Annotated in this window: 12 protein-coding genes; 6 read left to right on the plus strand and 6 right to left on the minus strand. The window is 72.0% G+C overall.

Features of this window, described 5'->3' with window-relative positions:
• Positions 1-92: 92 nt before the first annotated feature.
• Positions 93-3269 (plus strand): bifunctional diguanylate cyclase/phosphodiesterase, encoded by a 3177-nt coding sequence (locus CLV43_RS13430; RefSeq protein ID WP_146174755.1) that lies wholly within the window; start codon positions 93-95, stop codon positions 3267-3269.
• On the opposite strand, the gene CLV43_RS13435 is transcribed toward CLV43_RS13430, so the two are convergent.
• Entirely contained in the window at positions 3266-4840 is a 1575-nt protein-coding gene (locus tag CLV43_RS13435) for a bis-aminopropyl spermidine synthase family protein (RefSeq protein WP_106187414.1), read from the minus strand. The two genes, CLV43_RS13430 and CLV43_RS13435, sit on opposite strands and share 4 nt — an antisense overlap.
• A 303-nt stretch (positions 4841-5143) precedes the next feature.
• Here CLV43_RS13435 and CLV43_RS13440 point away from each other — a divergent pair, with 303 nt between their 5' ends.
• Genes CLV43_RS13440 through CLV43_RS13455 form a run of 4 tightly spaced genes read left to right on the plus strand, consistent with a single transcriptional unit; the run spans position 5144 to position 8529 of the window.
• Positions 5144-6229, plus strand: coding sequence for an ABC transporter ATP-binding protein (locus tag CLV43_RS13440; RefSeq protein ID WP_106187415.1), 1086 nt, complete (start codon positions 5144-5146; stop codon positions 6227-6229).
• A gap of 4 nt (positions 6230-6233) precedes the next feature.
• A complete protein-coding gene (locus CLV43_RS13445; protein ID WP_106187416.1) occupies positions 6234-6899 on the plus strand; it encodes an ABC transporter permease in 666 nt (221 codons plus the stop codon).
• A complete protein-coding gene (locus tag CLV43_RS13450; protein WP_425445752.1) occupies positions 6899-7645 on the plus strand; it encodes an ABC transporter permease in 747 nt (248 codons plus the stop codon). The genes CLV43_RS13445 and CLV43_RS13450 overlap by 1 nt, the downstream gene beginning before the upstream one ends.
• Positions 7642-8529, plus strand: coding sequence for an ABC transporter substrate-binding protein (locus CLV43_RS13455; protein ID WP_106187418.1), 888 nt, complete (start codon positions 7642-7644; stop codon positions 8527-8529). The genes CLV43_RS13450 and CLV43_RS13455 overlap by 4 nt, the downstream gene beginning before the upstream one ends.
• A 49-nt stretch (positions 8530-8578) precedes the next feature.
• Here the strand turns inward: CLV43_RS13455 and CLV43_RS13460 are convergent, their stop codons facing one another.
• From CLV43_RS13460 to CLV43_RS50045, 5 genes are all read right to left on the minus strand, one after another.
• The gene (locus tag CLV43_RS13460; RefSeq protein ID WP_106187419.1) at positions 8579-9361 is read right to left on the minus strand and encodes an IclR family transcriptional regulator; all 783 of its coding nucleotides are present in this window, start codon (positions 9359-9361) and stop codon (positions 8579-8581) included.
• A 373-nt stretch (positions 9362-9734) separates the two neighbouring features.
• A complete protein-coding gene (locus CLV43_RS13465) occupies positions 9735-10649 on the minus strand; it encodes an NAD-dependent epimerase/dehydratase family protein (RefSeq protein WP_106187595.1) in 915 nt (304 codons plus the stop codon).
• Between the two features lie 36 nt (positions 10650-10685).
• On the minus strand, positions 10686-13112 hold the full coding sequence (locus CLV43_RS13470) for a DUF4132 domain-containing protein (RefSeq protein WP_106187420.1): 2427 nt from the start codon (positions 13110-13112) through the stop codon (positions 10686-10688).
• The gene (locus CLV43_RS13475) at positions 13112-13498 is read right to left on the minus strand and encodes a hypothetical protein (RefSeq protein ID WP_106187421.1); all 387 of its coding nucleotides are present in this window, start codon (positions 13496-13498) and stop codon (positions 13112-13114) included. The genes CLV43_RS13470 and CLV43_RS13475 overlap by 1 nt, the downstream gene beginning before the upstream one ends.
• A 71-nt stretch (positions 13499-13569) precedes the next feature.
• Positions 13570-13698, minus strand: a complete 129-nt coding sequence (locus tag CLV43_RS50045; RefSeq protein ID WP_281262154.1) for a hypothetical protein — start codon at positions 13696-13698, stop codon at positions 13570-13572.
• A gap of 420 nt (positions 13699-14118) precedes the next feature.
• Between CLV43_RS50045 and hutH the strand changes: the two genes are divergently transcribed.
• Entirely contained in the window at positions 14119-15627 is a 1509-nt protein-coding gene (hutH, locus tag CLV43_RS13485) for a histidine ammonia-lyase (RefSeq protein WP_425445746.1), read from the plus strand.
• Position 15628: the final 1 nt, after the last annotated feature.

Here is a 15628-nt window from a genome sequence, read left to right on the forward strand (position 1 = left end):
GGACGCGTTTTGCCGCAAATCGGGTGCAGCCAGGTCCGCCGGACTGATCACCCCTGCGCCGCGACAGGCGTCGACGCGGGAAGGGTGGGGCCGTGCCCAAGCGGGACGGGAACGCTTCGGTGGCGCTGGAACCTGCCCTGCGACCGGCCGTCACACTGGACGGCGTGACGCTCCCCGACGCCCCCTCGCTGCTCTGCGACACCAAGGGTGTCGTGATGAAGGCGAACGCCGCCGCGGTCGAGCTCGCGCAGGCCGAGTCATCGGACGACCTGGTCGGCCGCAGCCTCAGCGAACTGCTCCTCGGTGACCAGTCCGACCTGCGCCTGCGTAGGTCCTCCGGCACCCCCTTACCCGTGCGCGTCGTGCGCAGCCCAGTACCCGGCACCGGCCTGCAGGCCGTGCTGCTGGTGGACGTGTCGGACCTGTCGGCCGTGGCGGACGAGCTGCGCGACGAGCAGCGCAGGCTGCGCACGGTGCAGCGGGTCGCGGAGATCGGCTCCTGGGAGTACGACCCGAGCACCGGGGTCACCGTCTGGTCGGACTCGCACTACGAGCTGCTCGGCCTCGCGCCCGGCTCGGTGGTGCCCGGCGCGCAGGCCGTGCTGGACGTCGTGCACCCGGACGACTACGAGATGGTCGCCAGCTACTGGACCAACCGGGAGCTGTCGGGCGACTCCATAGACATCGAGTACCGGGTCGTCCGGCCCGACGGGGAGCTGCGGCACATCCGCGGTGTGGCCGAGGCGAAGCTGGGCGCGGACGGCAGCGCGCAGCTGATCACCGGGTACATCCGCGACATCACCGCGCAGTGGCGGGCCGACCAGGAGCTGGCCCTCGAACGCGGCAGGCTGCTGGAGGCGCAGCGGATCGCCCGGATCGGCAGCTGGGCGTTCGAGCTGAACACCAAGTCGATGCACCGCAGCGAGGTCCTCGTCGAGATGTACGACGAGATCGAGTACGAGCCCGGCGCGAAGCTGCTCGACGGCGTCCACCCGGACGACATGTTCCTGCTGGACGAGATGCGCGACCAGCTGCTCAGCGCGGTCGACGAGACGACCGTCGAGGTCGAGGTCCGCAGCAAGCACAACGACAAGGTGTTCATCTGCCGCGCGCGCCCGGAGTTCGGGCCCGGCGGGAAGAGCATCGAACGCCTCCAGGGCACGGTGCAGGACGTCACCGAGGCCCGGCGGCTGGAGCGCCAGCTCAACGAGGACCGGCGCAGGCTCGTCGACGCCCAGCGCGCCGCCCGGCTCGGCGTGTGGGAGTGGGACCTCGGGTCCGACGACGTGGTGTGGTCGGAGATGCTGTCCGACCTGCTCGGCGTCCCCTACGACGAGCAGATCAGCTACCAGACGTTCCTGGACCTCGTGCACGTCGAGGACCGCCCGTGGGTGGACGAGCTGTGGCGGCAGCTGGTCACCGACCAGACGCCCGTGCAGTGCGAGCACCGGATGGTGCGGCGCGACGGCAAGGTCCGGGTGTTCCGCTCCTACGGCGTGCTCGTCGACGACGGCGCGGGCCTGCGCGCTGTCGGCACCGCGCAGGACATCACCGAGCAGCGGGCCGCCGAGACGCGGATGAAGCGGTCCAGCCAGCGCTTCGCCGACCTGGTGTCGCTGACCCCGGTCGGCATCGGCCTGTTCGACGAGGGCGAGCGGCTGGTCGACGCGAACGACGCCCTGTGCGACCTGCTCGGCATGGAGCTGGAGGAGCTGCGCGGGATGACCGCGGAGCAGCTGACGCACCCGGACGACAACCAGTCGCGGCTGCGGTCGGTCGACAAGATGACGGCGCTGGGCGCGGACCGCACGCACAAGATCCCGCAGCGCATCCTGATCCGCCCGGACGGCGAGCGGGTGTACTGCGAGCTGCACATCGCGCTTTCCGTGCAGGACGACGGCCGCCGGTTCTGGCTGATCGTGTTCCAGGACATCACCGAACGCCGCCGCACCGCCGAGGCGCTGCGCCACCAGGCCACCCACGACGAGCTGACCGGCCTGCCCAACCGCGCGCTGGTGAAGGAGATCCTCGGCGAGCTGCTGGACGGCCCCGACCGCGCCAAGGTCGGCGTGCTGTTCTGCGACATCGACAACTTCAAGCGGGTCAACGACTCCCTTGGCCACGACGCGGGCGACGAGCTGCTGGTGGCGCTCGCCCGGAGACTCGAGGACGGCCTGCCCGAGGGCTGCACGGCGGCCAGGCTCTCCGGCGACGAGTACGTGATCATCTGCGAGGACCTGGAGGTCGCGGGCGGCGTCGACGTGCTGGCCACCAAGGTCGCCGGCCTGCTCAAGACCGCCGTCCCCGTGCACGGGCAGCTGGTCCGGGTGTCCGCGTCGATCGGCGCGTCCATCCCGAACGGCACCCGCACGACCGGCGCGGATCTGCTGCGCTTCGCGGACGCGGCGATGTTCGAGGCCAAGAGGCGCGGCGCGGGCCGGGTGTCGCTGGCCAGCGCCGCGCTCATCGCGTCGGCCGACCGCCAGGTCCACCTGGAGGGCCAGCTGCGCGAGGCGCTGGCCAACGACGGCCTCCAGCTGCACTACCAGCCGGTCGTCGGCGTCGACGGCACGGTGCTGACCGCCGAGGCGCTGGTCCGCTGGCCGCACCCCGACCGCGGCCTGCTGCCGCCGGACGTGTTCCTGCCGGTCGCCGAGCAGGGCGACCTCATGCGCGACCTCGACCGCTGGGTGCTGCGCACCGCCCTGCGCGAGGCGTCGGGCTGGCCGTCGCCCAACGGCAAGCCGGTCTCGATCGCGGTGAACCTGTCCGGCCTGGTGCCGGGCGACTCCGAGTTCGTCGACATCGTGGCCGACACGATCGCCGAGGCCGGGATCCCGTGGAACCGGGTCGTGCTGGAGCTGGTCGAGACGGCACTGGTCGACCTGCCCTCACGGGTGCGGCAGTCGATGGACGAGCTGGTGCAGCGCGGTGTGCAGTTCGCCGTGGACGACTTCGGCACCGGCTACTCGTCGCTCGCGCGGCTCAAGGACCTGCCCGCGCAGATCATCAAGGTCGACCGCCGGTTCGTCTCCGGCGTGGGCAACGACTCGTCCGACTTCGCCGTCGCACGGGCCGTCGTCGACATGGCGCGGGCCATGGGCCGCAAGTGCGTCGCCGAGGGCGTCGAGACCGCGACCCAGTTCCACGTGCTGCGCGGCGTCGGCGTGGACGCCTACCAGGGCTGGCTGTTCTCCCGCCCGGTCCCGGCCAAGGAGTTCCGCGCCATCCTCGCCCTCGGCCCGCTGCACATCCCGCGCGCGGGCTAGTCGACCGAGCCCTCCACCAGCGGCAGCAGCGCGGCGATCCGGTGCCGCGGCAGGTCGACCAGCCGCAGGTCCAGGTCCGGGTGGTCGCCGACGGCCGCGTCGATGCGCTCCCGCGCCTCCCGCTTGGTCAGCTCACCGCGCGAGGCGGTGACCAGGGCTTCGCGCCACACGTTGCCGAGCTTCCCGTGGGCCCGCAGCAGCACCTCGCGGACGACCAGCTTGCCGGGTGGCAGCTCACCGGCCGGCACCTGCTCCGCGACGACGACGGTGTGCTTGTTGTCGGGGGTGCCGCGGAGGAACTTGAGCCGGAACCGGCTGTCCACCAACGAGGTCAGCTCCCGCTGCCCCTTCTCGCTGGACACGTTGGGGTGGTTGTTCGGCACCAGCGCCGCCAGCCGGGCTGGGACGCTCGCGAGGAGGGTGCGCAGCAGCCACGGGCCGGGGTCGCCGGTCAGGTCCACGGCCAGCGACGCGGCCCCCTTGCCGATCGGCTCGTACCAACCGGGTTTGCGGGGCTTCGGCGGCGGTGAGGACTCCGGGCGCGGGGCCAGGTCGGACAGCACCTCCAGCGCGTCCCGGCTCGGCCCGGACGACTCCAGCGACTGCGGGCCGTGGGTGTAGATGCCGGTCTTGCCGTGCGAGCCGCCGCCCTTGCGGGAGGTCGGACGGCACACGTACAGGTCCGCCGCGCTGCCGATCGCCTGGGCGCCGTCGAACCGGTTGAACGCGGGCAGGATCGCCTCGAACACCAGCCCGAGCCGCTGCAGCTCCTGCTGCACCTTCAGCCCGAGCGCGGGCGTCCGGTCGCTGAACCCGTAGGCCAGCAGCACCCGGCCGCGGGCGGGGTCGGCGAGGCAGTCGACCGCCCGGCCCGCGAACAGGCCCATGCCCTCCGGGGTGTAGGGCGGGTCGCTGAACACGAGGTCGGCGGACTCCAGCACCGACGGCGGCAGGCCGAAGCGGAAGTCGGCGTGCAGGCAGCGGATGCTCCAGCCGCGTTCGGCGGCCAGGGTGTCGATGAACTCCAGCAGCCGGTCGTCCAGGTCGACCACGGTCACCTCGACGTCCGGGTTGACCGCGCACACGGCCAGCGACGTGAGGTCGTGGTCGCCCAGGCAGAGCAGCTTGCGCCCGGTGAGGTCGTAGGTCGAGTCGAGCCACAGCGACCGCTTCAGCGCCGTGTCGGCGGTGGCCTGCACGTGGTCCAGCGCGGCCAGCGGCGGCGGGACGTTCGCGATGTCGGCGAGGATCGAGCGCAGCTGGTCGGTGTGCCGCGACACCAACGCGTTCACCGGATCGGTGAGCCCCTCGTCCACGCCGAACGCCTCGGCGTACGCCGCCGCCCGGTAGGGGGCGATCCGGTACCGCTCGCCCTGGGTCTCCAGGTCCTCCTCGGCCGCCGCCAGCAGCTCCTGCACGGTGCGCCGGGGCACTGCGGGAAGCCGCACCAGCTCGGCGAGTGTGTGCCAGTCCTGACCCAGCAGCGTCAGCACGGGCCGCAGCTTGCGCGCGTGCACCCCCCGTTCGGCCAGGAGGGCTCGTACGCGGTCGATCGGCTCGTTGGTGCCCACAAGGGGAGGAGAGTAGTGACCGGTCACAGCTGCTCTTCGCCCGCCTCGCCGGCTCCGCCCGCGAGGCCGCGTCGGTAGGTCGGCCCCGGTTTTCCGATGCCGGCGACGCTGTCCCCGGCGTCGGAAAACCGGGGCCGAACTGCCGACTCCCCGGCGGCCTCGCCCGGAGTCTCCGGAGGAGCGACCATCCACACAGTGGAACGACCTGCCGATGTCAACCGTTCGGGCTAGGGTCGTTTCTCCTGAACTTCGCTTTCTGTGAGAGCGGCCGACTGGCGGCCGTCCCTACCGGAGGGATCCCGTGTGATCGAGTTCCGAGCCGTGACCAAGCGGTTCGACGACGGGACGATCGCCGTGAACAACCTGGACCTCGTGGTCGAGGCGGGCACGATCACCGTCTTCGTCGGACCGTCCGGTTGCGGGAAGACCACGTCGTTGCGGATGGTCAACAGGATGATCGACCCGTCGTCGGGCACGATCCTGGTGGACGGCAAGGACATCCTGTCCGTCGACCCGCCGATGTTGCGCCGGGGGATCGGGTACGTGATCCAGCAGGCCGGGTTGTTCCCGCACCGGACGGTGCTGGACAACGTGGCGACGGTGCCGCTGTTGTCGGGCTGGAGCCGGAGCAAGGCCCGTGGGCGGGCCGCTGAGCTGCTGGAACTGGTCGGGCTGCCCGCCGAGCTCGGCAAGCGGTATCCGGTGCAGCTCTCCGGTGGCCAGCAGCAGCGGGTGGGGGTGGCGCGGGCGCTCGCCGCGGACCCGCCGGTGCTGCTGATGGACGAGCCGTTCAGCGCGGTCGACCCGGTCGTCCGGGAAGGACTCCAGGACGAGCTGCTGCGCCTCCAAGCCGAGCTGGACAAGACGATCGTGTTCGTCACGCACGACATCGACGAGGCCGTGCGGATCGGCGAGAAGGTCGCGGTGTTCCGCGAAGGCGGCATCCTGGCCCAGTACGACCGGCCCGCCGAGCTGCTCGCGCGTCCCGCGGACGACTTCGTCGCTCACTTCGTCGGCAAGGACCGCGGCTACCGCAGCCTGTCCTTTGTGGATGCCTCCGGCGTCGAGGTCGGCGCGGTGCCGCTGGTGCAGGTCAGCGAGGCCGTCGAGCCGTCGGGGGAGTGGCGGCTGGCCGTGGACGACCGCAGGCACCCGCGCGGCTGGCTCGCGCCGGGGACCACTGTGGACGGACCGCTGGTCGAGGACGTGCTGAAGCCCGGCGGGTCGCTGTTCGAGGTGGGGCAGTCGATCCGCGGCGCGCTGGACGCGGCGCTGTCCTCGCCGTCCGGGCTCGGGGTGGCCGTCGACGCCGAGGGCGCGGTGGTGGGAGCGGTGACCGCGACCCAGGTGCTCGCGGTGATCGAGGGCCTGCGCGAGAGCAGGGGCTGACCTCGTGGGAGACCTCGTCAAGTACCTCGGCGACGCGGGCACCCGCGGGCTGATCCTGGACATGCTGCTGGAGCACATCTACCTGTCGCTGCTGCCCCTGGTGATCTCCGTCGTGCTGGCCGTCGCGCTCGGCTGGGTGTGCCACCGGTTCGGCTGGTTCCGCGGCGCGCTGCTCGGCGCGGCCAACATCGTCTACACGGTGCCGTCGCTGGCGCTGTTCGCGATCATCCCGGCGGTGATCGGCACCCAGGTGCTGGACATCAACAACGTGGTCATCGCCCTCACCGTCTACACCACGGCGCTGCTGACCCGCCCGGTCAGCGACGCCCTGGACGCGGTGCCGGTGCAGATCACGGCGGCCGCGACGGCGATGGGCTTCCGGCCGCTGCGCCGGTTCCTGACCGTGGAGCTGCCGCTGGCGGTGCCGGTGCTGTTCGCCGGGCTGCGGGTCGGGTCGGTCAGCAACATCAGCCTGGTCAGCGTCGGCGCCCTGATCGGCACCGGCGGGCTGGGCGTGCTGTTCACCGACGGGTTCCGCAGCCGCTACCTCGCGCCGATCATCGTCGGCATCGTGCTGACCCTGCTGCTCGCGCTGGTGGTGGACGGCCTGCTGGTCGCGCTGCGCCAGTGGCTGACGCCGTGGAACCACATCCGGGGGGTGAAGTCGTGATCTTCGCCGACGCGTTCGCCTGGCTGTTCGACCCGGTCAACTGGAGCGGTGCCAAGGGGATCCCGCTGCGCACCGGCGTGCACCTGCTGTACTGCCTCGGCGCCGTGCTCGGCGCGAGCGCGATCGCGGTGCCGCTGGGCCTGTTCGTCGGGCACACCGGCCGCGGCGGCACGTTCCTGGTGGGCGGCAGCAACGCGTTGCGCGCGCTGCCGACGCTCGGCCTGGTCACGTTCCTGTACCTGATCGCGGGAGGTGGAACAGGCCCGGTGCTGATCGCGTTGGTCGTGCTGGCCATCCCGCCGATCCTGGCGGGGACCTACGCGGGCATCCAGGACGTCGACCGCGGCGTCGTGGACGCGGCCAAGGGCATGGGCATGACCGGCGGGCAGGTGCTGTGGCAGGTCGAGCTGCCCAACGCGCTGCCGCTGCTCATCGGCGGGCTGCGCAACGCGACCCTCCAGGTCGTGGCGACCGCGTCGGTCGCCGCGTACGTGGGGATCGAGACGCTCGGCCGTCCGCTGCTCGACGGCCTGCGGGTGCTGGACTACGGCCAGTTCGTCGGCGGCGCGGTGCTGATCGCACTGCTCGCCGTCGTGCTCGACCTGGTGCTGGCGGGCGCGCAGAAGGCCATCGTCCCGCGTGGACTGCGGCTGGTCGGTCAACCGACCGGTCCGAAGAAGGGCAAACGCTCGCAGAAGCTGGTGGCACTCGCCGCTCAGCCTGATTCAGGAGGAAGCACGGCATGAAGCGCTCCTTGGCCGTGGTCGTCGCGGCGGCCGCACTGCTGGTGTCGGCCTGCGGTTCGGCGGAAGACCTCAGCGGCAGCAACCAGCAGGCCGCGTCGGGTGAGGTCGTGGTCGGCTCGGCCGACTTCACCGAGAACAAGATCCTCGCGGAGATCTACGCGGGCGCGTTGAAGAACGCGGGCGCGAAGGTCACCGTCAAGTCCGGCATCGGCGCCCGCGAGCTCGTGGTGAAGGCGTTGCAGGACAAGTCGTTGGGCGTCGTGCCGGAGTACACCGGCAACCTGCTCAACTACTTCGACAAGACCAACGCCACCACGACGTCCGAGGACGTCTACACCGCCCTCAAGTCCAAGACCCCGTCCGGTCTGTCGGTGCTGGAGAAGTCCGCCGCCGAGGACAAGGACGTGCTCGTCGTCACGAAGGCGACCGCCGACTCCGGCGTCAAGTCCGTGGCCGACCTCGCGTCCAAGCCGGACTTCGTCCTCGGCGCGGCGGGCGAGTGGGCCCAGCGCTGGCAGGCGAAGATCAAGGAGGTCTACGGGGTGACCTTCAAGGAGATCAAGACCACCGACGCCGGCGGCCCGGTCACCGTCGACGCCCTCAAGGGCGGCACCGCCCAGGTCGTCAACCTCTACACGACCTCGTCCGACATCAAGGCGAACGACTTCGTCGAGCTGTCCGACCCGAAGAACCTGTACCCGGCGCAGAACATCGTGCCGCTGTTCCGCTCGGACGCGCTGGACGACAAGGGCAAGGCGGCGCTGAACAAGGTGTCCTCCGCGCTCACCACCGAGAAGCTGGCCGAGCTGGTCAAGCGGGTGGACGTCGACAAGGAGACGATCGCGAACGTCGCGGCCGACTTCCTGTCCACCGAGAAGATCTGACGCACCACCGGTTCGACGAGGGGCCGTCCCGGTTCGCCGGGGCGGCCCCTCATCTCGTGGCGCGCCCGCCGATCCGCCCGGTCAGCCCGTCCGCCGCGGCCCTGATGTCCTCGGCCAGGTCCGGCCACTTCTCGCCGCACTCGACCTCGCACACGTGCCGGAACGTCACCGTGATCGCCGCGATGGGCCGCTCGCCGTGGTCGAACACCGGCGCCGCCACCGACGCGAACCCCGCCGTCACGTACCCGTCCTCGACCGACCACCCCCGCCGCTTCTCGGTCCCCAGCAGCGCCCGCAGCGCGGGCAGGCTGTGCGGCCCCCGCCCGGTCCGGTCGACGAAGCTCCCCGCCGACGGGAACAACGCCCTGACCTGCGCCGCGGGCAGCCGCGCCAACATCGCCCGACCGGACGCGGTCAGGTGCGCGGGCAGGCGGACACCGACGTCGGACACGATCGACTGCGGCTGCCGGGGCTGCTCGCGCACCAGGTAAAGGGCCTCGGGTCCGTGCAGGACCCCCAGGTGCGCGGGCTGGTCGACCTTGTCGACGAGCCTGCGCAACAACGGCCTGGCGAGGCGTTCGAGCGGGTCGTGGCGGAGGTAGGCGGACCCCAGCTCGAAAGCGGCCACGCCGAGGCCGTAGCGGCGCTCCTCGGGGAAGTGGGTGGCGAAACCGGCCTCGGCGAGCTCGGCCAGGAGGTGGTAGGTGGTGGAGCGGGGGATGGCCAGTTCGCGGGCCACGGCGGTGGCGGAGACGGGGCCGGGTTTGCCCGCGAGGAACTGGAGGACGGCCAGGCCGCGGCGGAGGGCGGGGACGTCGCTGCTGGTGCCCATGGTTGAAGGCTAGGTGTTGGGTGGGGTTGGGTGTTCGAACTGCTGTGTGTGTCGGTGAGCTGGTCCCTCAAAACCGGGTATCGCTACAGCCGTCTCCGGGGGTGTCGCTACCACGGACTCCGGGTGCGGTCGGCTTGACTTGGGGCCCCTTTTTTGGGCTTCGTCGGGCGAAAAAGGGCAGGTGGTAGAGCCTGCCCGCCGACCAATTTTAAGCCCAAAAACCCCAAGTCAAGCCGACCGCACTAGCGGACGAGCACCGCTCGCTTCCAGCGTCGTTGGGTAGGGCGGCTTGGCTTGTCGCTTCCAGCGTTGTTGGGCCGTTGGCTTTGGCGCCGTCGTTGTTGGGCAGATCGGTGGTTCGGTTGGCGTGTGTTCAGGGGGATGGGGGGAATGTTTCGTGGATCGTGGTCTCGATCGAGCGTGGGGTCTCGATGTCCAGGAACAGGTTTTGGAGCATGAGGTCTGCGAGTTTCGAGGGCACCAGGCCTGATTGCTTTCCCTGGAGGCTGTGCGCGAGGCCGGTGATTTTCAGGGCTGTGCGGACCACGCCGGTCGGTAGTTTTCGGACTGGGCGGGGGTGGCCTGTGGCTGTGGCGATTCGGCTGATCATGGTGGCCCAGGTCATGTTCTCCTCGACGACCGGGATGTCCGCGCCGGACGCGTCCTCCAGTGCTTGGACCGCGGTCTCGGCTACTCGGCGGGCTGTTGTGGTGGCGCTGCCGCCGGTCGGGGCGAGTAGGGGTGATCGTGAGCGGACCCATTTGTCGAGGGGGCCGGACCAGTTGGGGAGGCGGTTGGCGGCGCGGCCGAAGACGAACGGTAGTTCCAGGACCGCTACGGGGAGGTTGGGGCCCGCGGCTTCGCGGCCGGCGCGGGCTTGTTCGACGCGGCTGCGGATGTAGGGGTGGGTGACCGCCAGGTCCCAGTCGGGGTGGAGGCGGTTGAAGTGGGTGTAGTACGAGCCCAGCACGACGGCGCGGGTGGCGCCGGCGGTGCGGGCGGCGGTGAGCAGGCGGACCACCGGGCGCACGTTGCCCTGGTGGAAGAGCGGGTAGACGGGTTTCCGGGGGATGTCGCGGTCGTCGGCCCCGGCCGCGAACACGACGCCGTCGTGGCCCGCGACGAGGTCGCGCCAGTCGGCCTCGGTGGCCGTGACTGCGTCCACGGCGTGGTCGACGCCGGCGCGCGCGGTCCTGGCGACCGCGGTCGCGGAGTGCTCCCGTTCGCGCAGCACCTCGACGATGTGCTGCCCCACCAACCCGCTAGCGCCCACCACCAGGATCCTCATGGGCATGATCATGCCGGACTGCGCGCCCGCGGGGGCTCAGAGCTGGCTCAGGATCGTGGGGTCGGTGATCTTCGTGTCGTCGGCCAGCAGCATCGCCTTGCTCAGGATCACCGTCAGCGTCCGGTCGCCGTCGAACGGCAGGTAGGACTCCGTGCCGGGGCCCGCTTTCGGGACGATGCAGAGGTAGCGGTTGTCCGGGGCGATCATGATGTTGCCGGAGCCGAGGTGGATCCGGTAGGTGTGGCGGGTCCCCTTCACCTGGAGGAACCGGTCCTCGACGGTGCACCGGCCGCCGATCGCCAGTCGGGGCAGCAGGCGGGTGAGCAGGTCGCGGCGGGTGCGGGCGGTCTCGGTCAGCTCGCCGAAGCCGTAGGACTGCCAGTACGTCGCGAACCGGCCGCCCGGACCGCCGTCCTGCCACGTCGGGTCGTTGCCGACGCTGGCGACGCCGACGAACAGGTCGACGTCGCGCAGCACCTCGCTGAGCACCAGGTCCGGGACCTCGGTCAACGGCAGCGGCTCGGCCTGGCGACCGCGCACCGGCGCGTACCCGCCGCCGGAGGCGTGGGCGTGGTTGGGGGCGGCGTCGACCGGGTAGAAGCGGACCTGGTCGGTGCGCAGCCGCAGGTAGCTGCCGGACGGGGCGGTGTCGACGCCGTACTCGTGGCCGTCGCCCTCGATCCAGTACTCGGCGCGCAACCCCCACAGCGGCAGGTCGCGGACGGCGGGCTCGTAGGTGTCGTCCACGGCCAAGCGGAGCTTGTTGCGCCAGCCGCGGACCGCGGCGAGCGAGTGGAACTGGTGCTGGCGCAGGACGTGCGCGGCGAAGCGGTTGGAGTAGGTGCCGGTGTCGCGTTCCGCGTCGGTCAGCAGGTACACCTCGCGGTGCGCCTGCTTGAACGGCTGGGTGATCCCGTGCTCCTCCAACCGGTCGCGCCACGCCAGGACCTCCGCGGTCGGGTGGCCGATCGGGTGCCACAGCGCGACTTCGCCACCGGTGACGGGTTCGCCCGCGAGGTCGCGCAGCTCCCCGTCGGTGAACGCGCACGCCACGCCGTCGACCGTCCACAGCAGACGCCGGGCGATGGTGCCGACCAGCGGGTGGTCGAGGTACCGCTCGCGCCACACGGTGAACGGCCACCGCCGTTGGGCCAGGAACTGCCGGTCGAGCCGTTCGACCTGCGCGGTCAGCATCTTGTCGACGTCCTTGACCGTCGCCTTGAGCGCCTTCAGCTCCTCGGCGTGGTCGCGCTTCACCGACGCGGGCGGGCTCTTCACGGGTTTGCCGGCGGCCGAGCGCCAGCCGAGCACGGCCGTGCTGCCCACGACGGCGACCTCTGCGGTGGCCTCGCCGAGCACGACGGTCGACCGGCCGACCCCGGTCAGCCCGTAGGAGGGCACGGCCAGCTCCTCGATCTCCTCGCGGCGCAGCCCCAGCTCGGCGGCCTTGGCCTCCAGGGCCGCGTCGACGAGCTTGAGCGTGCCCTTGTACGTCAGCCGGGTCGCGAGCCGCGCCAGCTCGGCGAGCACGGCCTCGCCGCTGAGCCTGGCCAGCACCCCGACGGCCGCGTTGGCGACCTTCGGGTTGCGCGGGCCGAGCCCGTCGACCTTCCGCAGCGACGTCTCCACCAGCGCGCCCAGCACGCGGGCCGACCTCGGGTCCGCGGGCAGCAGCGCCAGGAACCACGTGAGGCCGCGCACCGCGTTGGCGTTGAACGGGTCGTAGGCGTTGGTGACGTCGTAGTCGTACCTGTTGCGCTCCAACGGGATCGTGCGCGGCCTGCCCACCAGTTCGAGCCACGCCAGCATCGTCCCGCGCACGGCCTCCTCGCCGATCTCGGCCACGAGCGCCCGCGCGGGCTCCTCCCACTTGGCGTTCGGCTTCGCCGTCGTGGCCGCGGTCGCGAGCGCCAGCAGCCGCCGCCACGGTTCCGGCAGCGAGTCGAGGTCGGCCAGCGCCCGGTCGGCCCACAGCTCGCCGACGTTGAGCACCGGCTCGGTGAGCCGCTTGGCGAACGCCGCCGTCTCGGGCACCTGGTAGGTCTCCAGCGCCAGCCGCCGCAGCAGCGCCACGACCGGCGCCTCCAGCGCGCGGCCCGCGGCGAGCTCCGCCTCGGCCAGCAGCCTGGCGTCCGGCCCCCAGGCGCCGTAGTGCCGGGCCAGCTCGTCCAAGGCGGCCCGCCGTTCGGCGACCAGCACGTCGTCGGCCACCGCGCCCGTCGGCACGACCGCCACCACCGGCAGGATCGGCCCGCCCTTCTCCGGCGCCGCCCGGTACCGCGCGGCCAGCCCGTGCAGGACGTGCGCGCCCTTCGCCGCCGGCAGCGCCCGAAGCCGCTCCAGCACGTCGCCCCAGATCGGGTTCACCAGCCCGTGCCCGGCCTTGTGGGCCGCCAGCACCGCGTCGGCCAGCGCGTCCGGGTCCTCGACGGCGCCCTTGGCCTGGTTCGCGTACCCGGACATCAGCCACCCACCAGCGCGACGAGCTTCAGGAACGTGACCTCGGTGCCGAGCGGCAGCTCGACCACCTCGTCGAGACCGGTCACCTGCCGCTCGCCGACCAGCACCACGAAACCGTTGCGCCCGAACGCCTCCAGCGCCGCCGCGGTCTGCGCCTCCGGGTCGATCCGCTGCCGCACGCGGAACCCGTTCAGCTCGACCTCCGCGTCCGTCGGCCGCACGAGCCCCCGGAACACCCCGCCGTCGCGCGCGTTGAACTCCGCGACCTCCTGGAAGACCCGCCGCCGGATCACCTCCCGCAGCGGCAACCGCTCCTCGACCACGTCGAGCACCCACTGCTCGGTCGCCTTCCCGGATGTCGTCTCGTCCACGACCGTCACCGTTGCCATGGGCACAGGGTAGGGAAGGGCACCGACAGGATCGGCTCGACAAATCCGGCGGCGCTGGACCGGCCCGCCGCCTACGTGAAGAAGATGATCACGAACGAGTACCTCTCGTGGCGACGGCGGCCGTCGTCGGTGTGCTGGTGGTCGCCGCAGGCGTCTTCACGGTGCAGCGCCAGCACCTGACCGAGCCCGCGACGCCCCACCGCTCCCGCTCCGCTACTCGCCGCACTGGCTGCCCGAGGGGTTCTCCGAGCAGTCCCGCGCCTACACCCGCGACGGCGTCGTGAACCGGACCTGGATGCCCGCTCCCGCGGCCGCTACTCGGCGGACGCGGGCCGGGAGTCGGTGCCGTACACCTGGACCCCGGACCCGGCGCAGGGCGTCACTGTCCAGCTCGTACCCGGCCGCTGGCTCGTCGTCCGACCGGCGGGCACACCGGGAAGCGCGCGATCCCCACGGCCGACCTGGTCGACATCGCCAACACCGCGCAGGTCGACCTCCACCCGGACGTGTCCTGGCTCGGCAACCGCTGACCCCGGCGGCACCCGGCACTGTCTGGGATACCAGACGGAGTCGGGTGGTCCGGGGTCGTGGAAAACGGTTCGGCGGGTTGTGATGGGGGCATGGTGCAACCCGTGCAGCTGGGTCCGAAGCCGCTGACCCGCGAGGACGTGCAGGCCGTCGCACGAGACGGCGTGCCGGTGGAGATCCCGGAGGCCACCAGGGAGCTGGTGACCGCGGCGAGGGAGCACGTCGAGCGGCTGGCCACCGCCGAGACGCCGACCTACGGCATCTCGACGGGGTTCGGGGCGCTCGCGGTGCGGCACATCCCGCCGGACCGGCGGACCGCGTTGCAGCGGTCGCTGATCCGGTCGCACGCGGCGGGCGCGGGGCCGGAGGTGGAGCGGGAGGTCGTGCGGGCGCTCCAGCTGCTGCGGTTGCGCACGCTCTCGTCCGGCCACACGGGGGTGCGGCCGACGACGGTGGACGCGATGGCGGCGATGCTGAACGCGGGCATCACGCCGGTGGTGCACGAGTACGGCTCGCTGGGCTGCTCGGGCGACCTGGCGCCGCTGGCGGCGTCCGCGCTGGCGCTGATGGGCGAGGGGCGGGTCCGCGACGCCGACGGTCTCCTGGTGGACGCCGGGGTGGCGCTGCGCAAGGCGGGCATCGAGCCCGTCGTGCTGGCGGAGAAGGAAGGCCTCGCGCTGATCAACGGCACGGACGGCATGCTCGGCATGCTGGTGCTGGCGACCAGCGACCTGCGCGCCCTGCTGGACCTGGCCGACCTGACCGCCGCGATGAGCGTCGAGGCGCTGCTGGGCACGGACCGGGTGTTCGCGGCGGACCTGCACGCGCTGCGCCCGCATCCGGGCCAGGGCGCGTCGGCCGCGCGGATGGCGGCGCTGCTGGAGGGCTCCGAGATCATGGCGAGCCACCGCGGCCCGGACTGCACCCGCGTCCAGGACGCCTACTCGCTGCGCTGCTCGCCGCAGGTGCACGGCGCCGCGCGCGACACCGTCGCCTACGCCGAGACGGTCGCCGACCGCGAGCTGGCGTCGGTGATCGACAACCCGGTCGTGCTGGCCGACGGCCGGGTCGAGTCGAACGGCAACTTCCACGGCGCCCCGGTCGCCTACGTGCTGGACTTCCTGGCCATCCCGGTCGCGGACGTCGCCAGCATCGCCGAGCGCCGCACCGACCGGATGCTCGACGTGAACCGGTCGCACGGCCTGCCGCCGTTCCTCGCCGACGACCCCGGCGTCGACTCCGGCCACATGATCGCCCAGTACACGCAGGCCGCGATCGTGTCCGAGCTGAAGCGCCTGGCCGTGCCCGCGTCCGTCGACTCGATCCCGAGCTCGGCCATGCAGGAGGACCACGTGTCCATGGGCTGGTCCGCGGCCCGCAAGCTGCGCAAGGCCGTGGACGGGCTGACCACCGTGCTGGCCGTCGAGCTCCTGACCGCCGCCCGCGCGCTCGACCTGCGCGCGCCGCTCAAGCCCGCGCCCGCCACCGCGGCGGCCGTGGCGAAGCTCCGCGAGACCGTCCAGGGCCCCGGCCCGGACCGCCACCTCGCCCCCGAAATCGCGGCCGCCGAGGCCCTGATCCGAAGTGGAGCCCTCCGTTGAC

It is taken from the genome of Umezawaea tangerina (assembly GCF_003002815.1).
Classification (GTDB): Bacteria; Actinomycetota; Actinomycetes; order Mycobacteriales; family Pseudonocardiaceae; genus Umezawaea; species Umezawaea tangerina.

Bases quoted from the DNA above. Each gene is read 5' to 3' on its own strand.
- CLV43_RS13475 (WP_106187421.1), bottom strand. From the start codon at position 13,498: ATGGCAACGGTGACGGTCGTGGACGAGACGACATCCGGGAAGGCGACC.
- CLV43_RS13470 (WP_106187420.1), bottom strand. From the start codon at position 13,112: ATGTCCGGGTACGCGAACCAGGCCAAGGGCGCCGTCGAGGACCCGGAC.
- hutH (WP_425445746.1), top strand. From the start codon at position 14,119: ATGGTGCAACCCGTGCAGCTGGGTCCGAAGCCGCTGACCCGCGAGGAC.
- CLV43_RS13455 (WP_106187418.1), top strand. From the start codon at position 7,642: ATGAAGCGCTCCTTGGCCGTGGTCGTCGCGGCGGCCGCACTGCTGGTG.
- CLV43_RS13460 (WP_106187419.1), bottom strand. From the start codon at position 9,361: ATGGGCACCAGCAGCGACGTCCCCGCCCTCCGCCGCGGCCTGGCCGTC.
- CLV43_RS13465 (WP_106187595.1), bottom strand. From the start codon at position 10,649: ATGAGGATCCTGGTGGTGGGCGCTAGCGGGTTGGTGGGGCAGCACATC.